The 20,959-nt window shown below is 56.1% G+C and carries 13 protein-coding genes; 6 read left to right on the top strand and 7 right to left on the bottom strand.

Annotated features, from left to right (window positions below; genetic code table 11):
- Window position 1: 1 nt before the first annotated feature.
- Genes dppC through dppF form a run of 3 tightly spaced genes read left to right on the top strand, consistent with a single transcriptional unit; the run spans window position 2 to window position 2,958 of the window.
- Entirely contained in the window at window positions 2-916 is a 915-nt protein-coding gene (dppC, locus tag GEAM_RS17725; protein ID WP_034794070.1) for a dipeptide ABC transporter permease DppC, read from the top strand.
- Between the two features lie 10 nt (window positions 917-926).
- Window positions 927-1,952, top strand: a complete 1,026-nt coding sequence (gene dppD, locus GEAM_RS17720) for a dipeptide ABC transporter ATP-binding protein (RefSeq protein ID WP_051899565.1) — start codon at window positions 927-929, stop codon at window positions 1,950-1,952.
- Complete coding sequence (dppF, locus tag GEAM_RS17715) at window positions 1,942-2,958, top strand: dipeptide ABC transporter ATP-binding subunit DppF (protein WP_034794069.1); 1,017 nt, start codon at window positions 1,942-1,944, stop codon at window positions 2,956-2,958. The genes dppD and dppF overlap by 11 nt, the downstream gene beginning before the upstream one ends.
- A gap of 116 nt (window positions 2,959-3,074) precedes the next feature.
- On the opposite strand, the gene GEAM_RS17710 is transcribed toward dppF, so the two are convergent.
- The 7 genes from GEAM_RS17710 to bcsO are packed head-to-tail and all read right to left on the bottom strand — an operon-like array spanning window position 3,075 to window position 14,486.
- Window positions 3,075-4,103, bottom strand: a complete 1,029-nt coding sequence (locus GEAM_RS17710; protein WP_034794068.1) for a family 8 glycosyl hydrolase — start codon at window positions 4,101-4,103, stop codon at window positions 3,075-3,077.
- A 9-nt stretch (window positions 4,104-4,112) separates the two neighbouring features.
- Window positions 4,113-4,592 (bottom strand): cellulose biosynthesis protein BcsD, encoded by a 480-nt coding sequence (gene bcsD, locus GEAM_RS17705; RefSeq protein WP_034794067.1) that lies wholly within the window; start codon window positions 4,590-4,592, stop codon window positions 4,113-4,115.
- A gap of 20 nt (window positions 4,593-4,612) precedes the next feature.
- Window positions 4,613-8,449, bottom strand: a complete 3,837-nt coding sequence (locus tag GEAM_RS17700) for a cellulose biosynthesis protein BcsC (RefSeq protein ID WP_034794066.1) — start codon at window positions 8,447-8,449, stop codon at window positions 4,613-4,615.
- 48 nt (window positions 8,450-8,497) lie between these two features.
- The gene (bcsB, locus tag GEAM_RS17695; RefSeq protein WP_034794065.1) at window positions 8,498-10,978 is read right to left on the bottom strand and encodes a cellulose biosynthesis cyclic di-GMP-binding regulatory protein BcsB; all 2,481 of its coding nucleotides are present in this window, start codon (window positions 10,976-10,978) and stop codon (window positions 8,498-8,500) included.
- Entirely contained in the window at window positions 10,975-13,074 is a 2,100-nt protein-coding gene (gene bcsA, locus GEAM_RS17690) for a UDP-forming cellulose synthase catalytic subunit (protein WP_034794142.1), read from the bottom strand. The genes bcsB and bcsA overlap by 4 nt, the downstream gene beginning before the upstream one ends.
- 30 nt (window positions 13,075-13,104) lie before the next feature.
- Window positions 13,105-13,908, bottom strand: coding sequence for a cellulose biosynthesis protein BcsQ (bcsQ, locus tag GEAM_RS17685; protein WP_034794064.1), 804 nt, complete (start codon window positions 13,906-13,908; stop codon window positions 13,105-13,107).
- Entirely contained in the window at window positions 13,899-14,486 is a 588-nt protein-coding gene (bcsO, locus tag GEAM_RS17680) for a cellulose biosynthesis protein BcsO (protein WP_034794061.1), read from the bottom strand. Before bcsO ends, bcsQ begins: the two co-directional genes overlap by 10 nt.
- A gap of 589 nt (window positions 14,487-15,075) precedes the next feature.
- Here bcsO and hmsP point away from each other — a divergent pair.
- From hmsP to GEAM_RS17665, 3 genes are all read left to right on the top strand, one after another.
- Window positions 15,076-17,055 carry a biofilm formation regulator HmsP gene (gene hmsP, locus GEAM_RS17675; RefSeq protein WP_034794059.1) on the top strand — a complete coding sequence of 660 codons (1,980 nt, stop codon included), beginning with the start codon at window positions 15,076-15,078 and terminating at the stop codon, window positions 17,053-17,055.
- 306 nt (window positions 17,056-17,361) lie between these two features.
- Entirely contained in the window at window positions 17,362-18,645 is a 1,284-nt protein-coding gene (locus tag GEAM_RS17670; protein WP_034794058.1) for a dicarboxylate/amino acid:cation symporter, read from the top strand.
- A 337-nt stretch (window positions 18,646-18,982) separates the two neighbouring features.
- Window positions 18,983-20,506 carry a M16 family metallopeptidase gene (locus GEAM_RS17665; protein ID WP_034794056.1) on the top strand — a complete coding sequence of 508 codons (1,524 nt, stop codon included), beginning with the start codon at window positions 18,983-18,985 and terminating at the stop codon, window positions 20,504-20,506.
- Window positions 20,507-20,959: the final 453 nt, after the last annotated feature.

Below are 20,959 nucleotides of genomic sequence, written 5' to 3'. Positions count from 1 at the left end.
TATGTCTCAAGTTACAGAGCCCGTTGCTAACGAAATAGTGACGGCAGCGCCGACGCCGATGCCGCCAATGCGCGAATTCTGGCACTACTTTAAGCGCAACAAAGGGGCCGTGACTGGCCTGGTTTACATCATCATCATGCTGGTTATCGCCATTGGCGCTAACGTGATTGCACCCCACGGCCCGGCCGAACAGTTCCGTGACGCGCTGCTGCGCCCGCCGGTCTGGCAAGAAGGCGGCAGCTGGAAGTTCCTGTTAGGCACCGACGACGTGGGTCGCGACATCTTGTCCCGCCTGATGTACGGCGCGCGCCTGTCGCTGCTGGTTGGTTGTCTGGTGGTGGTACTGTCGCTGATCCTCGGCGTGGTTTTCGGCCTGTTCGCCGGTTACTACGGCGGCGTGGTTGACGCCACTATCATGCGTATCGTTGACATCATGCTGGCGCTGCCAAGCCTGCTGTTAGCACTGGTACTGGTGGCGATTTTCGGCCCGTCGATAGTCAACGCCTCGTTGGCTCTGACCTTCGTCGCCTTGCCGCACTATGTGCGTTTGACCCGCGCCGCGGTGCTGGTCGAAGTGAACCGTGACTACGTGACGGCTTCTCGCGTGGCGGGTGCAGGTTCCGCGCGCCAGATGTTCGTGAACATTTTACCTAACTGCTTAGCGCCGCTGATTGTTCAGGCATCGCTCGGCTTCTCCAACGCCATTCTGGATATGGCGGCTCTCGGCTTCCTCGGCATGGGCGCACAGCCGCCAACGCCTGAGTGGGGCACTATGCTGTCCGACGTATTGCAGTTTGCTCAGAGCGCGTGGTGGGTTGTGACCTTCCCGGGCGTGATCATTCTGTTGACGGTACTGGCATTTAACCTGATGGGTGACGGTCTGCGCGACGCCCTTGACCCTAAACTCAAGCAGTAAGGGACGAGAGATGGAAACCACATTGATTAAAGATGTACCGGTTGGCAAAACCCTGCTGACCGTAGATAAGCTTTCGGTTCACTTTGGTGACGAAGGCACGCCGTTCCGCGCGGTTGACCGTATCAGCTACAGCGTTAAACAGGGTGAAGTCGTCGGGATTGTTGGCGAGTCCGGCTCGGGTAAATCAGTCAGTTCACTGGCGCTGATGGGGCTTATCGACTTCCCCGGCAAAGTGATGGCTGAAACGCTGGAGTTTGGTGGTCGCGACCTGCAGAAAATGAGCGAAAAAGAGCGCCGCCAGATTGTCGGTGCCGAAGTCGCGATGATTTTCCAAGACCCGATGACCAGCCTCAACCCTTGCTACACCGTAGGTTTCCAGATCATGGAAGCCATCAAGGTGCATCAGGGCGGCAACCGTAAAACGCGTCGTCAGCGCACTATCGACCTGCTGACGCTGGTGGGTATTCCTGACCCCGCTTCGCGCCTTGATGTTTATCCGCACCAGCTTTCTGGCGGTATGAGCCAGCGCGTGATGATTGCGATGGCGATCGCTTGCCGTCCGAAACTGTTGATTGCCGATGAGCCGACTACCGCGCTCGACGTGACCATTCAGGCGCAGATCATTGAGCTGCTGCTGGAGCTGCAACAGAAAGAGAACATGGCGCTGATGCTGATCACGCACGACTTGGCACTGGTTGCCGAGGCCGCGCAGCACATCATCGTGATGTACGCCGGGCAGGTGGTTGAGTCCGCCCGCGCGTCGGAAATTTTCCGCGCGCCGCGCCATCCGTACACCCAAGCCCTTCTGCGCTCCCTGCCGGAATTCGCGGCGGACAAGGCCCGTTTGCAGTCATTGCCGGGCGTCGTGCCGGGTAAATATGACCGCCCGAACGGCTGCCTGCTCAACCCGCGCTGCCCGTATGCTAACGATCGCTGCCGTAAAGAAGAACCTGCACTGCGCGACTTGGGCAATGGACGCCAGTCGAAGTGCCACTACCCGCTCGATGATGCCGGGAGACCAACTTATGAGTCATGATAATTCTGTGAAGTCAGAGCCGCTGTTGCAGGCGATTGACCTGAAGAAACACTATCCGGTGAAGAAGGGGCTGTTTGCTCCTGAGCGCACGGTAAAAGCCCTCGACGGCGTCTCTTTTGACCTTGAGCGCGGTAAAACGCTGGCGGTGGTGGGCGAGTCTGGCTGTGGGAAATCCACGCTGGGCCGCTTGCTGACCATGATTGAAATCCCAACCGGCGGTGAGCTTTACTATCGCGGGCAGGATTTGCTCAAGCCTGACGCCACGGCTGAAAAGCTGCGTCGCCAGAAGATCCAAATCGTGTTCCAGAATCCTTACGGATCGCTGAACCCGCGTAAGAAAGTCGGGCAGATCCTCGAAGAGCCGCTGCTGATCAACACCAAGCTGTCAGCCAAAGAGCGCCGCGAAAAAGCACTCGAAATGATGGCCAAAGTGGGTCTGAAAACCGAGCATTACGACCGCTATCCGCACATGTTCTCCGGCGGCCAACGTCAGCGTATCGCCATTGCCCGTGGGCTGATGTTAGACCCGGACGTGGTGATCGCCGATGAGCCAGTTTCCGCGCTGGACGTCTCGGTGCGCGCACAGGTACTGAACTTGATGATGGACTTACAGAAAGACCTCGGTCTGTCTTATGTCTTCATCTCGCACGACCTCTCCGTGGTGGAGCACATCGCCGACGAAGTGATGGTGATGTACCTCGGCCGCTGCGTGGAGAAAGGCTCGAAAGACGCCATCTTCAACAATCCGCGCCATCCGTACACCCAAGCGCTGCTCTCCGCGACGCCGCGCCTGAACCCGGATGAACGCCGCGAGCGCATCAAGCTGACCGGCGAACTGCCAAGCCCGCTGAACCCACCGGCCGGTTGCGCGTTCAACGCCCGCTGCCGCCGCGCCTTCAGCACCTGCAAACAGTTCCAGCCGCAGCTCAAGCAGTACGGCGACCAGCTGGTTGCCTGCTTCGCCGTCGATCAAGACGAGAACGGCCAGACGCAAACCGTGGCCTAACCTCTGGCTTCGACCCGTCTGCTGCAAAACAAAAAGCCCGCGATTGCGGGCTTTTTTTCGTCCAAATCATATTAAATATGCAATGGATACTCAGCCAATCCATTGCATATATACAATTATTTCCCCTGACTCGCCCACCACGCCAGCAGTTGCAGGGACGAGGAGTAGTAGTCATCTTTGGGGGCGAGGTCGGGGCTGATGGCGCTGCGGTTGGCCATGGTGAAGTCGCGGATGGCCAGCAGGCCGGGGGACATGTTGTAGTCGGCTTTGGTGCCGGTCATGACGTCAACCCAAGCAGGCGTGGTGTCGCGCGGGGACTTCTGCCACCACTGGATATAGGGCGCGAGATTTGGGCTGCCAGCGTGCGCCCAGCCGAGGTACAGCGGGATGCGCACTGCGTCGTAGCTAAAGCGCGGCGGCCATTTGCTGGAAGGCAGCAGGGTGCCGTCGGCTTGCAGCGTCACCCAGTCGGTCGGCAAACGCAGTTCGCCAAAGGTCATCTTGCCGAGCAGCGCGACGCCGCTTTCGTCGAGATCTTTCCATACTTTCAAATGGCTATGCTGGTAGAAAGCCTGCCACGCGGGGAACAGAAAATAGGACGGATTGAGGGTTATCGAGCTGGTCTGGTTAAAGCCCGAAACACCCGGCAGCATCACTTTATATCCGGCGTAGTCGATCACCGTATTCTTGATGAGCGCGGACTGGAGTTTGTTCGAAGCCTGCGTGTAGCGCGGGTCATGCCACTGATCGCCCGCCAGCAGCAGCGCCCAAGCCATCAAGGTATCGCCATCAGACGCGTTGTTTTTATCCGCCACTTTGGGGGTGGCGTTCGGGTCATAGCGCCAAGAATAGAGGCCAATATCCTTGCGATAAAGATTCTTATTGGCCCACTGCCACAGCTGGTCGAAACTCTTCTGGTCATTGTTGTACACCGCCAGCAGCATGCTGAAACCCTGCCCCTCGGTGTGACTCACGCCTTTGTTGGCGGTATCGGCGATGCGCCCGTCGGCCAGCAGAAATCGACTTTTATACTCTGACCAGCCACTGTTCTGCGCCATTACTGCCGCTGAGAACAGTGTTGCTGAAACCAGTGAACAGAAAACGCCAAGCCACAACAGCAGGCGACGTGCCCGAACTGACAACATAAAAATTCCTTACAATCCATTTTGATAACGGAAAAGCAGCGCGCCTTCGCGGCCGCTTTCCTGCCAGCGGAGTGACACCGAAGGCTGCCCGCCCTGTGCCAGTAACCATTCGCCGTAAGCCCCTTCCAGTACCGCAACCAGCGCCATTTGCCACAGGGATTCATCGCTGCCCTGCGGGGCCGCAGGCCAAGCGATGTGCGCCAGCGTCAGCTGTTGGTTGGTGGCTTCAATCTTCACTACACCCCAGTCGAACTGGCCGAGCAGTTGATTGAGCTGGTCTTCCAACTCGCCCAAGGTGGCTGCCGCCGCCAGCGGGTACTGCTTGGCTAGATTGCTGCCCATCAGTGCCAGAAAGCGTCGCCCGTCTTCATCATCCGCTGAGGAAAGGATCCCTGAGAACAGCACCTGCACCAGATTTTGCCAGCCTGAAGTCTGTTTACGCTGGCGATAATACTGCTGCTCTACCTGTGTATAGTCTTGTTGTTGCATGGTTTTTTCCGTCACTAAGATCAATTCTGGCCCATAAGATAGCGGAAGTAGAGTTGAGCTTTGCTTTCATTGTAGTCGCCGAAAGTGTCATAGCCCACTTGCCCGCCAATCTGCATATTTTTGTTCAGGTGGTAGTTGCCGCCGATCCCCGCGTTCCAGCCGATGCCGTTCTTCGAGCCGCCGGAGTAGAAGGCTTCCTGCGCTTTGCCGTCGGCGACCAGCTGTTCTAACTGGTTTTGCAGGTTTGAGTCTTCAGGGAAGTAAGGGCTTTCGTCCTGCGTGTAAGACTGGTAGCCGACCGAGCCGCTGAGTTTCAGATCCCAATCATCATACTTCTGGGTGTACTCCACCGGGAAGGAGACGCTGACGTAGTTCTGCGGGCTGAAATAGCCACCCTGACCATAGCTGAAGTAACTAAGGTTTTTGTCGAAGTTCATATAGCCGACGTTGACCCCGGTTTTCAACTCGCGGTCGTCATAGCGGTACGGGCGAATGTACAGGCCGACATTGGCGTTCACCGCCTTGTTCGAGGTGACGTGGTCGCCTAGATAGCTGTAGTAGCCGCCACCGGCGTAGAAACCGGCGTCGCCGTCGTCATAGGATAAATTGACGCTGCCGCCGTTTTTGGTGACTTGCCCCCACTTGCTGCCCGTATAGGCGTCTCTGGCCCCGACATAGGAAAGCAGGCTGTCGTTGACCGCGCGGCGTTCGGCGGTCACGGTCAGGGTGGTGAAGTCGCCCAGCTTAGGCGCCCACTGCGCGCCGCCGACCAGTGAAGTTAAATCCTGACCCAGCGGCGTGGAGCCGACGTCCACCTTGTAGTTGTCGCCACTCAGCGCGGCGTTCAGCTCGACGCCGGACTCGCTCTGCGAACCCGAAGACTCTTTGGCGATGTACTGCGACGGCGAGGCCGGGGTGTTGGAGGCGTTTTGCTGCGCCTGAGCCAGCGGGCTGAGTTCGCCGTGCAGCGCGCCAGTACCAAAGCGGTTGTTGGCGCTGCCGCTGCTTGAACCCGCGTCCAGCGTGACCGGCGTGACCCCCAGCGTGACGCGCGACGTGTCGAACGGTACGAAGGAGAAGCTCATCGGCGCTTTGGCTTCGGTCAGCTGGCTCAGACCACTTTCCCCATCGCGCCCGCGCACCGACAGTTCGCCCTGCACCCAGTTGGCGGTTCTGTCTTGCAGCTGGTCGAGCATGTCGTCAATCTGCTTTTCAGTGGCATTGCGCTGAACCACGGCGGTTGGCGCTGCGCCCGGCAGAGGCACGGTACTGGTGGAGGATACTTGGTCCGGCTGCTGCCACGGCATCACTGTGCCATACACCGACTGCGTGGTGGTGCGCGAGGTGCGGGTAGAACGGTTGATGAACGGATTGTCGCTCAGTTGCAATCCGGCAATCTGCGACGAGCCGCCGTCCGCGCCTTCCAGCCCGATCATCTTGCCTTTGGCCGAGCGCAGCAGCGCCAGCGCCTGCTGGTGGTCGCCTTCGGCTTCGGCAACTCTTGCGGCCAGCAGCAGGCGGTCTGGCGTGCGTGGCCCGGTTAAGCCATTCATCAATTGGTGCGCCCGCGAGGTATCGCCATCGGCCAGCGCGACGTTGATCGCGCCGACGCGCGCGTCCTGTGTCGGAGTATCGTTGCTCATCAGGTAGTTATAAACCTGACCCGCCTGCTTATTCATTTTGCCGGACTGGTACAGACGAGCCATCGCCAGCATCAGGTCGCGGTTTTGCGGATCGGCCTGCAGGGCGACAACCAGCTTGTCATAAGCCGCCGCGTATTGGCCCTGCTCGCGCAGTTCGTCGGCCTGATTAATCACAAAGCCGTTGCGCATTCCGGCCATTTCGGTCGGCGTCGAGCTGGCCTGAATCTGCGGATTTTGCAAGAACGCCTGCGCCTCGCCGCTCAGCCCGGCCTGATTCAGCACGGTTATCTGGTCGGCATAGTCTCCGGCATTGCCATGCACCCCTTGGCGCATATTCTGGCGGACAATCTGCACCGCCAGCGGAATTTGCCCGGTGGCGGCTAAGTTTTTCGCCAGCGCGCCCGCATCGGCGGGGGCCGAGGGCGGGTTCTGCGCTAAGGCACGCAGGGTGTTGGCGGCCGCGGCGCTGTCCCCTTGGCGTAAATAGGTTTCAGCCGAAGCCATCTGCTGATTGAAGTTCGCCCGCTGGCCAAGTTCACGCATGGCGGGAGTCTGGCTGGCACGTGGAATGCGCGCCAGCAGGGCGCTGGCGGTGGACCAGTTCTGCGTTTCTGAAGCGAACAGTGCGGCGGCGTAGAGTTCGGTTGCTCCTGCGCCCGGCTGATTCGCGCTCGCCATCAGAGACTGCGCCTGTCCGGTTTGCCCTTGTCTTTGCAGGATGCGTGCGATGTCCAGCTTCACCCAGACATTGTTCGGCTGACGCTCGCGCGCCTGTTGCAGAATCATCAAGGCGCGCTGCGGGTCATTATTAGCCACGGCCTGCGCGGCTTGGCGGCGCATCGGCTCGATGACGTCAGCCACCGCCGGGGGTTGCAGCTTATTGCGCAGCGCGGTCGGCAGGGTTTGCAGCACCTGATTGGCCTCGGCGGTTTTATTTTGCTGGCGTAAAACGTAGTACAGCCCCGCGCGGGCATCCTGATTGTCACCGAGCTGGCTGTACTGCTGCTCGGCGGAGGGCAGGTCGCCTTTACGGCGCAAAATATCGGCGCGCAGCAGGCTGGCGGACAGCCCTTTGTCGCCACTGGCCTGAGTCAGCGGCGTGACGCTGGCAAGCGCGGCGTCGAAGTTGCCCGCTCCGGCGTCATTTTTGGCTTTGCTCAGTTGCGCATAAAACTGCGAGTCCTGCGCCTGTGCCGCCAACAGGGCGCTGTTGCTGCCGCCCTGTTGCGCCGCGCGCGAGAGGTAATCCGCCGCCGCAGCGAAATCGCCGTTGCGCTGGGCGATATAACCCAGCCCGGCGAGCGCGTCGGCGTCGTTTGGATTGCCGTTTAACACGGTTTCGAATTGCGATTTGGCATCGTTGACGTTGCCGCTATTCAGCTCGTCGAACCCCTGACTTTTCGCCGCGCCGCCAATGTTTTTCTGGAAATAGGCCATCACGCTGGTGTCATTGGGATGACGTGCCTGATAACCCTGATACAACTCGCGATCGCTTTCGCGCGGCACCATCCACAATAAAGCCTGACGCAGTGAGCGATCGGCCTCCGGGCTGTTGGCCGCCATGCTGCCGAGCAGATTAATGCCGTCACGGCGAGTAGATTCCTGATAAGTCAGTACTTTTCCCAAAGCCAGCCGCGCCGTGGCGTCTTCCGGATGCTGGGCCACGCGCTGTTGTAAGCCTTGAATCGCCTGCGGTTGCAGGGACTTGTCGCCCGCCATGGTCAGGTAATATTCGTTGGCCAGACTGTCCAGCGGCTGGTCGCCATTGAACAGCGAACGGTAGGCGGTCAGCGCGCCGCTGATATTGCCCTGAGTCGCCATCTGTCGCGCGGCGGCTAGCTGGGCCGGAGGAATAGATTGCACTGCCTTGGCGTTGTTCAGCGAGTCGAGGCGCGGGTCCTGCGGCGAAACCGCGCTCAGTTTGTCCCGCCACTGGTTGGCTGCCGCCTTGTCGCCGCTTTGCATCGAATAGAGCGACATCAAATAGAGCGCCTGCGCGTTATTCGGGTCAACCAGCAGCACTTTGTTCAGCGCGTCTTTGGCTAAATCGTCGTGGGCGCGGTCATGCCAGTAGGCCGCCTGATCGAACAAGGCTTTCAACGCCGGATTGGAGGTATCCGCCGCCTGAGCCGCCCACGCAGCACTTCCCAACCCGGCGATCCCTACCAGATAAATAGCCCTGAACACCGCCAGAGATAGCTTATTGTTTTTCATGGTTAACTCCGGTGATCGCCGAGTCAGATATCATCGTTATTGTTATGTTCATTGCGTCGGCTTCTTACCCAGGCGCTTCGCCGCGTGCCTTGCCAGCAGGACATACAGGCTGAGGCCAAGCAGCAGGGAAATGCCCACGGTTATCAGCGACAAAATCACGATGTGCGAGCTGGCGTACCAGATGACCATCATGTACCACGGCATCTGGCCAGTCGGGAACTGCTTGCCGACGGTGAAGCTGCGAATGCCGTTTTCATCGGTGACAATGGCTAAGTCGCCACGCACCCCGGCGTTAATCTTCGACGACTTTAGGTCGCTGTGGATTTTCAGCAGCTGCTGGTCGTCGGTGCCGGTGGCGACCACCACCACGTGGGACGGCGACCACGGCGAGCGATAGCTCACAAAGCCGCGCCACGCGCCGGTGGAAGAGAGGTAACGGTCGGCGTCCAGCGGCTGGCGATACCAGTCGCCAGTCAGTGCGTCCAGCACGCTTTGCCACTGGTCCGGCGTTTTCACACTCAGCGAACTGTTGTTGATGGCAAACGGCGAGTCGTGCAGCAGTTGCTGGTTAAACGGCGAATCTCCCAGCGTGCTGATAGCCAAAATATCGCGATCAAACAGCGGGTTATCCTGCTCGTTGCCTTTCAGCCCAAACGCTACTTCCACATGATTTACCGGCACGCCGGTGGCATTGCCCGCGCGCGCCGCCATGTTTAGCAGGGTATGGATCTCCCCGGCCGACGGCGCTTCTGGCAACAGCATCAGCGTGTCGGCGAAGTCCGCCTGTTTGGAGAACGGGAAGGACGCGCCGACGAAGTAAGAGAGGTTCGGCAGCTGGGCAAAGTGGTAGCTGTTGCTCAGGTCGATGTAAGAGTTCGGGTCGATGCGGCTCTTAATGTTGTCGCTGCTCATGATGCTGCACGGCGCGTCTTTCTTCGGCTGAATATCGAAGTAGAACGCCAGCTGGTTATCACCATAAATCAGGTATGGCTGGAGCTGAAGGTTGTAGCTCTCCTGACGGCTGTCGAAGCCGATGCGCCGCCAGACGCTCTCCAGCAGGCCAACTTTATTCACCGTCAGGTTGCGCAGGAAGGTGCCGTTAATCGACACATTGAGCTGCGAGTTCTCTTCATCAATCCAGTTTTCTGTCGGGAAACGGTAATCGATTTTCACCGGAATGGTGTGACCATCCCACATAAACAGGTCCGGCGCGGCGCGGAACGGCACGTGGATTTCGTTATGGTAAATGCCGGTGGCGGTCAGCGGACTCTGGTCGCGCGCGACCAGTTCACCCAGCGTCACCGGGCGCGAAGTGTCAATCCAGTGCGGCGCGTCGTAAGGCTGGCGCGCCGGAATGGTCTGCTGGGTGACGTCCAGAGACTCGGTGTTGGCCGGAAGCGGGGCGCTGACCAGACGATAGGCCGCCTGACGCAGCTGATTTTCGTCATTGCCGGTGATCAGCAGCAGCTTGTAGACCGGATTATTCGGGTTATCAATCAGTTGGATGCGCGGACCCTGACTGACAGGTAGCGTCAGTGAGCCAATTTTGTCCCCCGGTTTGCCAAAAACAATCCCGCTCTGCTGAGGTAAGTCATTCAGCACCACCGGGAAGTCTACGCCGCGATAGTCAGACAGCACGCCCAAATAGGAGGCGACCATCGCCGCCGCGCTGACATCCTGCGGCTGTAGCGACGAGGTGAAGGCCATCGGCACGGTGGATTCCTGCATCTCCAGCGCGTCGAAGAACGGGCGCGGGAACTTGCCGAGGTCGCGGCCGGTATTCAGCTGCTGGCCTTCCAAATTGATGTGCGAGGTGGGCCGCACCGTCACCCAATACTTGTCGGACTGGTCTTTCTCGCAGGCCATGGTGTTGTTGTCATGCACGCGGAAACTGAGGTTGTTGCGCGACACCACCATGGCTGACGGGATATCCAGCTCGAACAGGTCACCGGCGCTGCTCTCTTCGCTCAGCGGCAGGCTGCCCAGCGGCTGGCCGTTGAGCATCAGCTCCAGCGTGGTGTTGCGGGCAATCAGCGCCGGGGAGATTTTCAAAGCCAGTGATAGCTTGGCGTTGGTGATCACCTGATCGGTTGGCAGGGTGAAGATAATCCCGGACTGAAGCTGACCGCCACTCAGGGTTAAGCCGTGCTTCTGGCCCATATCGGCCACGCTAATGCTGTTGGCGAAAGGCTGAACCATGGCGACCGGCGCTGGCGCGGCTTCAACGGCAGCCGGGGCCGGGGCGGTTTCTACCGGTGCAGGCGTGGCTTGTACCACCGGCGCGGGCGCTGTTTCTGCTGGTGTGGCGGTTTCCGGCTGCGGCGTCGCGGTTTCCACGGCGGAAGCCGCAGGCGCGGGTGGCATCCACGAAGGTGAAGCGGGCAGGGCGCTGGCGTCGGTATTAGCCGCCACGGGCGCATCTTCCGCGCTGGTTTGCGCCAGAGGCAGCATGCCTAACGCCAGCAGCGCGCCTTGGGACAAACGGCGATATAGCCCAGAAGCTATTGATTTATGGGGTAATGACTTCATGCTGCCTCACTCTTGCTGGCTGATTTTTGCAGCTTATTTTTGACCCGACGCTCGCGCCAAGTGCCGAAGAACAGGTCAAAGACGCAACGCGCAATGCCGAACAGCGAATGAAGCGGGCGGTCTTGCGGGTATTCATCACCAATCCACGCATCGGCGCGCGACAGCACCACGCGCACCAGCTCGCGGCGTTTATCCAACGGCAGATTTTCGAATTGCAGGCGGATACGGTCTTTATTGGCGCTGATCTGGCTGACCGGGAAGCTCTCCGCGCCCGAGGCCAGCTGGATTTCTACCTCTTCAATCTCTTCATTGATATAACGCTCGTCCGGCGTCACCAACTGCACGCCGCCCATCGACATATCAATGGTTTGGGTGCGCAGGGAGATGCCGTTGGCGTAGTGAATGATGGCCGGAATGGCGGCTTCCACCCGAATGGTTTTGCGCACCTGACGGGTCTCTTTCGCCACGGCGATGGCCGCCAGCAGGATAAGCACGCTGAAGCTGCCCCACGCCACGTTGAGCGCGATAACGCTCGGATCGACGTCGAAATAGTTGTGGAACACCACGCGGATCAGCCCCCAGCCGATGCCCATCAGCATCAGTGCCAGCGCGATCATGTGTGGCTTAACGATGTGGAAGTCAAAGAAGCCGTTGTCGAGCAGCCCGCCTTTGTCCGTCACGTTGAATTTGCCTCTTTTCGGCGAAACCAGCGTCAGCAGGGTCGGGATAATCAGATGGAAGGCCATGACCGTGTCATACACTTCGCCCCAGAAGGAGTAGCGGAATTTACCGTTCAGCCGCGAGTTCATGTAAATCGACATCACCAGATGCGGCAGGGCGTAGGCAAAAATCAGGCTTGAAGAGGAGGCGATGATATTCAGGTTGAACAGCAGGAAGGCGATTGGCGCGGTCAGGAACACCACGCGCGGCAAGCCGGACTGGAAGCTTATCATCGCGTTCAGGTAGCAAAGACGCTGCGGGAAGGTCAGGCCGCGACCAAACAGTGGGTTATCCATGCGCAGGATTTGCGTCATGCCGCGCGCCCAGCGAGTACGCTGAATGACGTGCAGCCCCAGTCGCTCGGTAGCTAAACCCGCCGCCAGCGGAATAGCCAAGAAAGCCGATTTCCAGCCCAGACGCTGCATTTTCAGCGCGGTGTGGGCATCTTCAGTCACGGTTTCTACCGCAAAGCCGCCAATTTCATCCAGCGCGCTGCGGCGAATAACGGCGCAGGAGCCGCAGAAGAAGGTGGCGTTCCAATTATCATTCCCTTTCTGAATGGGGCCATAAAACAGCGAGCCTTCTTTGGGAATATTGCGACCAATCGACAGGTTGCGCTCGAAAGGATCGGGGGAATAGAAATAGTGCGGCGTCTGCACCAGCGCCAATTTTTCGTCTTTCAGGAAACCACCGACGGTGGCCTGTAAAAAGACTCGGGTCGCCACGTGGTCGCAGTCGAAAATACAAATCAACTCGCCACGGGTTAATTTCATCGCGTTATTTAAATTACCGGCTTTGGCGTGAGCGTTATTATTGCGGGTGATATACCCCACGCCGACGTCGGCGGCGAACACCGCAAACTCGTCGCGCTTGCCGTCATCCAATAGATAGATTTTGAGCTTATCTTTAGGGTAATCAATGCATTGTGCCGCAAGTACTGTGTCACGAACCACGTCCAGACTTTCGTTATAACTGGGGATATAAATATCCACCGTCGGCCACAATGACATGTCGGCAGGCAATGGTTCGATGGTGCGATTCAATGGCCACATGGTCTGCAAATAGGCCAGAATTAACACCACCCAGACATAAATATCCGCCAAAAATAAGCCCAAGCCCAAAATGGTTTCAATAGTGGAATTGAAATGCAGGGTTTCAGTGGCCCGATAGTAGATATATCGGGTGGACATCAGCAACGACAGAATAACCAATACAATAGAAATTCGGCGGTGCTTGATGCGACCCAGAATAAATAACAGGCCGATACTGATTAAGCCAAAAATATACTGTTTCTGGCTATCCATAGGGGTAATGATAATAACTGCCGCAACGGGCAGTAAAAGAAGTACGAGCAGGGAGAATAGGAATTTATTCATCGCTTATAGGGTCGCTTTCTGCTGGAGCTATTAATAATTGTCTGGCTTTGGAGAGGCATGCAATTCCCCATCGCCGACTTTGATCCCTAAAATAGCGGCGACTTTTTTGCTGATCAGCTCAATATCAAAGGCCGAGGCCGATACCGGGCTGAAATCAATAATCGATCGCTGCGAGGCGTTGGCCTCTGGCACACATTCATCCCTGTGGATGGTGCCTAACAAGCGTTCATTCAAACGCTGTTCGAAGAACTGGGTGACGTCGCGGCTTAATGTCCGGCGGGTGTCACTTTGGTTGACCACGTAATACTCACCTTTTTTATTATTCAAAGGCGTGCCAATCAGCCGGTTTTTTTCCATCAAGGGTAATAACGACAGCGACGCGGTGTCCGCCAGCATCACCACCACGTGGAGATCCGCCAGCGCCTGCACTGCTTTCAATGCCGGGCTTGGGCCGGGAGGGAAATCGGCAATGATCACCAACCCCGGATAGTTGAGCACGGTATTTAGGCCGCGCTGCAAGAAGTGGGGATCGAGGGTTAACTGATGTTCGAACTCCATCCGCTGCTCTTCGGTGACTTCGCCATAAGGCAGCACGAAGGTGTTTGAACCGGCCTTGAGGATGAACTGGCTCCAGTCGGATTCATTCCCTGAGCCCGCCACGAAGCCGCGCGTGTCAGAGATAGGCACGCCAAAGTGCAGGCGCAGGGCATTTTGTACGTCGAAATCGATAACCAGCACTTTGCTGCCGCTGCGGGCAAGTGAATACGCCAGATTCGACGCGACCGTGGTTTTACCGACCCCGCCTTTTGGGGAACACACACAAACTAACGGCATGAGGCAATCATCTCTAACAGGGGTTGAAGCGGCGTGTCGCGAGGCAGGGTATTCCCCTCGGGCTGTGGCGCTTTTTGTTTAAACATTTGGCGAAATGGGTTGCTGGTCTCTTTTGGCTGAACGGCTGCCGGGGCAGGCTGTCTGGTGGCAAAAGGAGAGACAGCCTGAGGCGCAGGAGCTGGCTGCGGCGCGACTTCGGCGTCCGGCAGGGCGGCGCGCAGAGTGTCGAGAATATTCATGTCGACTGGCGTGATCGAGGAACTGACGATGTCATTTGAGACATTTTTAGCTTCGGCGGCACGTGCGGGAGTCGGAGAGGAGATCTCTGTTTTATGCGCGGCGGGAGCCACGTTTTTGAACTCTTCCTGGCTCACTGGCTGTGGCGTTGGCTGGGTCGTGCGGCCATTGTCTAGCGCCCCCTGTGGCTCATCGCCAGAGGAAATTTGCTTAATCAGCGTCCATTTATTCATCGAGCTGGTGATGCCATTCCCCATCGACTTTTCATTTATTTCTTTATAATCAAGACCTTCAGTTTTTGATTTATCAATGAAACGCTTAATGTCGTCATAATTATTCATATTTTATGCCCGATAGGATTTTTGTTATCAGAGGTATTAGGCGTAAAACTTCCCTGCTCAGTGCCGCTATTTTTCAGAATGTCTTAGTTAAAATCTAGATTATTTATGACGTAGGAATAATCTTAATGTATCAGTTATTGTCCGTTTATAACCAGTATTTACGAAAAATAAGCTGGTGGCTCTCTCAGACCTATTTTGATGTAATTTCATGATAAACAGAGGGTTAGATGTGATCTGCTTTTGTTAGCTGGCGAGCTGACTCATTGATCTCGGTTTTCGCTGCTTATACAGCACATTAACCCCTCTGGCATGCTCAGCGTTAGACTAATAGCCGATTTTAGTCGCTTTATTGGCTGCCGCGTGGCTAAGAGCATTGATATTAACTATTTATATTAGGGATACCATGAAGTTATCAGGGATTAAATCGCTATTATCCTTTGATATAAAACAAGGATTTTAATGCATAAAACCCTCGGTTAGGGCATGAGAAAGGGGGCTTATCAGGTATACTGCGCCAAGCTATTGTTCCTCCCGTTTGCACTGTTAGGATAGGCGGGTTGATCAGGTTGGCATCTCATGGAGAACTAGGTTGCGGGTCAGGCGTTCATTAACCATTAAACAGATGGCGGCGGTATCCACCGTTGCGGTGATCACTATCTGTATTTTTATCCTCATCCAACTGTTTCACTTTGTGCAGCAGCGGAGGGAGGATTACGCCCAACAGCTTGAAAATATTGCCCATTCCGTGAGAAAGCCCCTGTCGCAGGCGGTGCTTGACGTCAACCTCAACGAAACACAAGAAATTCTCAACACGCTGCGTCCGGTGGGTATTCTCAGCCGCGCCGACGTGGTAATGCCCAATGAAATTGCCGCGCTGCATACCAATTTTCCTGCGGGCCGCCCGGTCCCAGAATGGATAACTCGCGGTTTTAACCTGCCGGTGAAGATTTCCGTGCCGCTCTACTCGGCGGCGGCTAGCCCTAAAGACCCCAAACCCTTAGCTTATTTAGTGCTTCAGGCTGACTCCTATCGGATGTACCAGTTCATCATCAGCGCGCTGTCGACCATGCTGACCACTTACCTGCTGCTGGCGCTGATTTTGACCATTTCCGTGAGCTGGTGCGTGAATCGTCTGGTGGTAAAACCCTTGCGGGCCATTGCGCGCGAGCTGGAATCTCTGCCGGAAAACGAAATTTGCAGCCATCAGCTGACTCTGCCTCCGCGCCACGAGGATGATGAGTTCGGCATGCTGATACGCAGCTATAACCGCAATCAGCAGCATTTGCTCAAAATGCAGCAGAAGGTGCAGGACATCACTTCGACGACCGACAGCGCGTTAAATAATGAAGCGCAGTTTATGGCGCAGTTGCAGATGCGGCTGAATGCCGCGCCCAAGGAGAAAGATTTCCACCTGCTGCTGATTGGTATTGAAAGCCTGCGCGACGACGGCCATCTGAGCTGCCCGCTGATCAACTCGATTATTGACGTGCTGCCGTCCAACTGCGTGCTGGCAAGGCTGAGTTATAACGAGCTGGCCCTGCTGGCGAGTGACATTCCGCGCCCGTTTATGGCGATGCGACTGGCGCGCCAGATTATGGAGCGCATTAATGCGCCGCAGCAGAGTGACGTCGCCCCGCTGGCGCTGCACCCGACTGGCAGCATCGGCATTGTGCATTATGATGGCGAAGCGCCAGTCACCGCCACGCAGCTAATGGCCAATGCGCGCGCGGCGCGCGTTTCCGCCTACCAGCAAGGCAAAAACCAGATTTTGTTCTTCGAGCCAGAGCTGACTGACCGAATTCAAAAACGGCTGCTACAGGAAAATGAAATCCTGCACGCCGTCGGCCAAAATGACTTCATCTTATTTATTCAGCCCCAGTTCAATATGCAGACCGGCAAAGTCATGGGGGCCGAAGCCCTGCTGCGCCGCAGAATGGTGGACGGCAGTTATGGGCTGGAAAGTGATTTCATCGTGCTGGCGGAAGAAATAGGCGTGATGGGGCTGCTGGGATATAAAGTGCTGGAATTAGGCTGCGGCATTTTGGCGGATTGGCAGCAGAGGGGAATTACGCTGCCGCTGTCGGTTAATCTGTCTGGAATTCAAATTCAGCAGCGAAACTTCTTACCTGAACTGCGCAGCTTGCTCAGCCGTTATAAAATCAATCCGGGCCAACTGGTGTTAGAGATCACAGAAACGGCGCGCATTGAGGATTTGGACCGCGCATTATTACTGTTAAGTGAATTGCGCGCCGCCGGTGTCTCTATTGAGCTGGATGATTTTGGTCTCGGCTATTCCGGACTGGAGTACCTCAACCGCCTGCGCAGCCTGCCCATTGACGTTATCAAAATCGACCGCAGCTTTATCAACGTGCTGCCAGATGATGACGTGATGGTGAACATTGTTGCGTCTATTGGCAAAGCCATGGACATTCAGCTGATCGCCGAAGGCGTTGAAACCAATGAACAACGCCAATGGTTGCTGGAAAACAATATTATTTTCGGCCAAGGTTATTATTTCTCACCGCCTTTACCGCAGGCAGAATTCGAAAGTAAGTTCTGCGGAAAATAACTTTAGTTTTGAAACTAAAGTTATCGGAAGTTATTTATCCGCAACAAAAGCCCCTCTGGTTTTAATTCCAAAAATATCGCCAAGGTTTTGCCGACTTTTACCCGTGGGGCGGCATTTCTTATGTATTTTGCAGCCTATTACTTTTTAACTGAATCGTTTCAGTTCTTATTTTAAAACAAAGATAATTACAAAGCGGAACAAATTATTTCCATCTTGTTATGGCGGTGTTATTTTCCCGCCTATCAATTTTGAGCGGTAGCCTTGGTATTTACCAAGGCTGTTGTATCTATACAGGGTGGGCAATAAATGAAAAAAAGTCTCTTCAAAAGCCTCTATTTCCAGGTATTAACGGCAATTACGCTGGGCGTGTTGCTTGGGCACTTCTATCCGGATCTAGGCGCACAGATGAAGCCGTTAGGTGACGGCTTTGTTAAATTAATCAAGATGATCATCGCTCCGGTGATTTTCTGTACCGTGGTTACCGGTATTGCCGGAATGGAGAGCATGAAAGCCGTGGGCCGCACCGGCGCCATTGCTCTGCTCTATTTCGAAATCGTCAGCACCATCGCGCTGATTATTGGTCTGGTGATCGTCAACATCGTCCAACCGGGCGCGGGCATGAACGTTGACCCAGCCGCGTTGGATGCCAAAGCCGTCGCGGTGTACGCGGAACAAGCGCAGAGTCAGGGGATCATTCCTTTCCTGTTAGACATTATTCCGGGTAGCGTGATTGGTGCCTTTGCCAGCGGCAACATCCTGCAAGTGCTGATGTTTGCTGTGTTGTTCGGCTTCGCGCTGCACCGTCTGGGCGATAAAGGCCAGCTGGTCTTCAACTTCATCGACAGCTTCTCAAAAGTCATTTTCGGCATCATCAACATGATCATGCGCCTTGCTCCACTGGGTGCGTTCGGCGCGATGGCCTTTACCATTGGTAAATATGGCGTGGGTTCACTGGTGCAGCTGGGCCAGCTTATCCTCTGCTTCTACCTGACCTGCGTGCTGTTTGTGGTGGTGGTGCTGGGCCTGATTGCTCGCTTCACCGGTTTTAGCATCTTCAAATTTATCAGCTACATAAAAGAAGAGCTGCTGATCGTTCTCGGCACCTCCTCATCTGAATCTGTTCTGCCACGCATGCTGAACAAGATGGAGCGTCTTGGCTGTAAGAAGTCAGTGGTGGGTCTGGTTATCCCAACAGGCTACTCCTTCAACCTTGATGGCACCTCGATTTACCTGACCATGGCGGCAGTGTTTATTGCTCAGGCAACCAATACCCACATGGATATCTGGCACCAAATCACCCTGTTGGTGGTGCTGCTGCTCTCCTCTAAAGGCGCGGCGGGCGTGACCGGCAGCGGCTTTATCGTTCTGGCCGCAACCCTGTCAGCAGTAGGGCACTTGCCGGTGGCGGGTCTGGCCCTGATTCTGGGTATCGACCGTTTCATGTCCGAAGCGCGTGCCTTGACCAACTTGGTGGGTAACGGTGTAGCTACAATCGTGGTCGCCAAATGGTGTGACCAACTGGATGAAGGCCAAATGAACGCCGAGCTGTCCGGGAAAAATACCGAGCTGGCGGCAGGGAAAACGGTCTAATCGGATCCGTTGTTTCTAAAAACCGTTCGTAAGTTATAAAAAAGGCAGGTTGGAATACTCCAAACCTGCCTTTTTCATGCTTAATTTCCCTATAAATCCAACGGTTGCTTGATGTAACCCTAAGATTATCTTCATAATGTGCATCCCCGATGTCCCTGAGGCAGTTTTTTCTTAGAAAATTTTCATGTGAACGGTGACATCGGCGAAAACGTGCGGTCTAACACAGTGCTAAACTTTGCCGTCTTCGTTTCAACACATCGATATCCTGTGGGCCAGTCGTCAGACACCGGCAGGACAGACAAATTGAAAATTGGATTGTCATTACGTAGGGGTTCACATGCAGGGCACCAAAATTCGTTTACTCGTTGGTGGATTGCTGCTGGCAGTTGCCGCAGGCAATGTTCAGGCTGAGGCGCTACAACCCGACCCAGCCTGGCAACAGGGTAAATTAGACAATGGTTTTACCTGGCAGATGCTGGCAACGCCGCAACGTCCAAGCGATCGCATTGAATTACGTCTTATTGTCCGTACCGGCTCTTTAGCCGAATCAAGCCAACAAACCGGCTTCGCGCATTTCCTTCCTCGTATCGCCTTAACGCATTCCGAAGGTTTCAGCAGCGCTCAGTTACAATCTTTCTGGCAACAGGCTATCAGCACCGTAAGACCTCTTCCGCCAGCCGTCTCTTCTTATGATTTCACCATGTACAACATCAGCCTGCCCAATGGCCGCGCTGATCTGCTGAAAGAAGCCTTGTCATGGTTGGCGTCAACCGCCGGTCAGTTGCCTATCACTCCTGAAACCGTCAGCGACGGCGCGCGCATTTCTCCTGATCCCGTGGGTGCCATCCCGATGGATACCCAAGATGCTTGGTGGCGTTATCGCCTGAAAGGTTCAACATTGTTGGGCCACGATCCGAGCCAGTCTCCTGCGCACCCGGTAGATGCCAAGGCGCTGAGCCAGTTCTATCATCAGTGGTACACCCCGGACGCCATGACGCTGTACGTGGTGGGTAATGTTGATAGCAGCCGTAATCTCAGCGAGCAGATCAACAAAACCTTCTCCAAGCTGAAAGGCACTCGCGAGACGCCGCAGACCTTGCCAACGCTTGCCAGCCTGCCACCAAAAGCCATGACGCTGATGGATGACTCCATCACGCAAGATAAGTTGTCGCTGTTATGGGACACGCCGTGGCAGCCGATTCAAGATTCACAGGCATTGAGCACTTACTGGCGCAGTGATTTGGCGCGCGAAGCCTTGTTCTGGCATTTGCAGCAGGCGCTGAAAACCTCGCCTGACGGTAAAGAGTCTAAAGCCAGCGCCGAGATGCCGGTGCCTAACTTAAGCTTTGACTGCCGCGTGCAATATCAGCGCGCCCAGTGTGCAATCCGTATGGATGCTGCCCAAGACAAGATGCTTGATTCGCTGAAGCACCTGTCTCAAGAGTTGCTTAAAATGCGCGATACTGGCCTGTCTCAGGCTGAGTTTGACGCGTTGATTGCTCAGAAGAACGATCAGCTCAGCAAACTGTTTGCGACTTATGCCCGCACTGACACCGACGTGCTAATGAGCCAGCGCCTGCGTTCTCAGCAGAATGGTGTGGTGGATATCGCGCCAGAGCAGTATCAGAAATTACGTCAGGAGTTCCTCTCTTCCTTGACTCTGCCGGTATTGAATCAGGAGCTGAAACAGCAGCTTTCCCGCGACCCAGCCTTGTTACTGGTACAGCCGAAAGGCGAGCCAGAGATGAGCGTCAAGCTGTTGCAGGAAACCTACGATCAAATCATGGTTCCTGCTGTAGCGCCTGAGGCAGCACCTGCCGATGCGGCGAGTAATGCACCGGCGGCAGTGCAGGGGCAATAAAGTTTTAGAGGGGGCTTCGGCCCCTGTTCCCGAAAACCGTGGGCTCGCCGCCCATACTGGCCTTAAGGTCAAAACCGTGCGCTGCCGCCACACCGGCCTCAAGGGGCGCCTATCGCCGCGCCCCTTGAGAATCCCCGGCTCTTAACTACGCGCTCCGCTCGCTGGGCGGACGTGTTTCAGTTACTTTAGTTCTCCACCGCAAAATGTCGCCGCTTAGGCGGTGCCTTCGCTTCAGGCTTCGAGCCCTAGGTCTCGAACCGTTCGCTCAGCGCCATTTTTGACTGCGGTTTTGAGGCATTTCAACCGTGCCGTTTCATTGAAGTACTGCTCTGCTCCTCCTAATTAGGGGAGGAGCAAGTCAAAACCCAATGAAACGGCACGGCGTAAGTGCCAGTAGGCCACGTTCAGAAGTGACGCCGAGGGAGTGGTTCGAGACCTATGGCTCGAAGCCCG

It is taken from the genome of Ewingella americana ATCC 33852, from assembly GCF_000735345.1.
Taxonomy (GTDB): domain Bacteria; phylum Pseudomonadota; class Gammaproteobacteria; order Enterobacterales; family Enterobacteriaceae; genus Ewingella; species Ewingella americana.
This window is presented reverse-complemented; position numbering and strand designations above follow the sequence as displayed.

Bases quoted from the DNA above. Each gene is read 5' to 3' on its own strand.
- bcsO (WP_034794061.1), bottom strand. From the start codon at position 14,486: ATGAATAATTATGACGACATTAAGCGTTTCATTGATAAATCAAAAACT.
- bcsQ (WP_034794064.1), bottom strand. From the start codon at position 13,908: ATGCCGTTAGTTTGTGTGTGTTCCCCAAAAGGCGGGGTCGGTAAAACC.
- GEAM_RS17710 (WP_034794068.1), bottom strand. From the start codon at position 4,103: ATGTTGTCAGTTCGGGCACGTCGCCTGCTGTTGTGGCTTGGCGTTTTC.
- bcsD (WP_034794067.1), bottom strand. From the start codon at position 4,592: ATGCAACAACAAGACTATACACAGGTAGAGCAGCAGTATTATCGCCAG.
- bcsB (WP_034794065.1), bottom strand. From the start codon at position 10,978: ATGAAGTCATTACCCCATAAATCAATAGCTTCTGGGCTATATCGCCGT.
- dppC (WP_034794070.1), top strand. From the start codon at position 2: ATGTCTCAAGTTACAGAGCCCGTTGCTAACGAAATAGTGACGGCAGCG.
- GEAM_RS17700 (WP_034794066.1), bottom strand. From the start codon at position 8,449: ATGAAAAACAATAAGCTATCTCTGGCGGTGTTCAGGGCTATTTATCTG.
- GEAM_RS17670 (WP_034794058.1), top strand. From the start codon at position 17,362: ATGAAAAAAAGTCTCTTCAAAAGCCTCTATTTCCAGGTATTAACGGCA.
- bcsA (WP_034794142.1), bottom strand. From the start codon at position 13,074: ATGAATAAATTCCTATTCTCCCTGCTCGTACTTCTTTTACTGCCCGTT.
- dppF (WP_034794069.1), top strand. From the start codon at position 1,942: ATGAGTCATGATAATTCTGTGAAGTCAGAGCCGCTGTTGCAGGCGATT.
- dppD (WP_051899565.1), top strand. From the start codon at position 927: ATGGAAACCACATTGATTAAAGATGTACCGGTTGGCAAAACCCTGCTG.
- GEAM_RS17665 (WP_034794056.1), top strand. From the start codon at position 18,983: ATGCAGGGCACCAAAATTCGTTTACTCGTTGGTGGATTGCTGCTGGCA.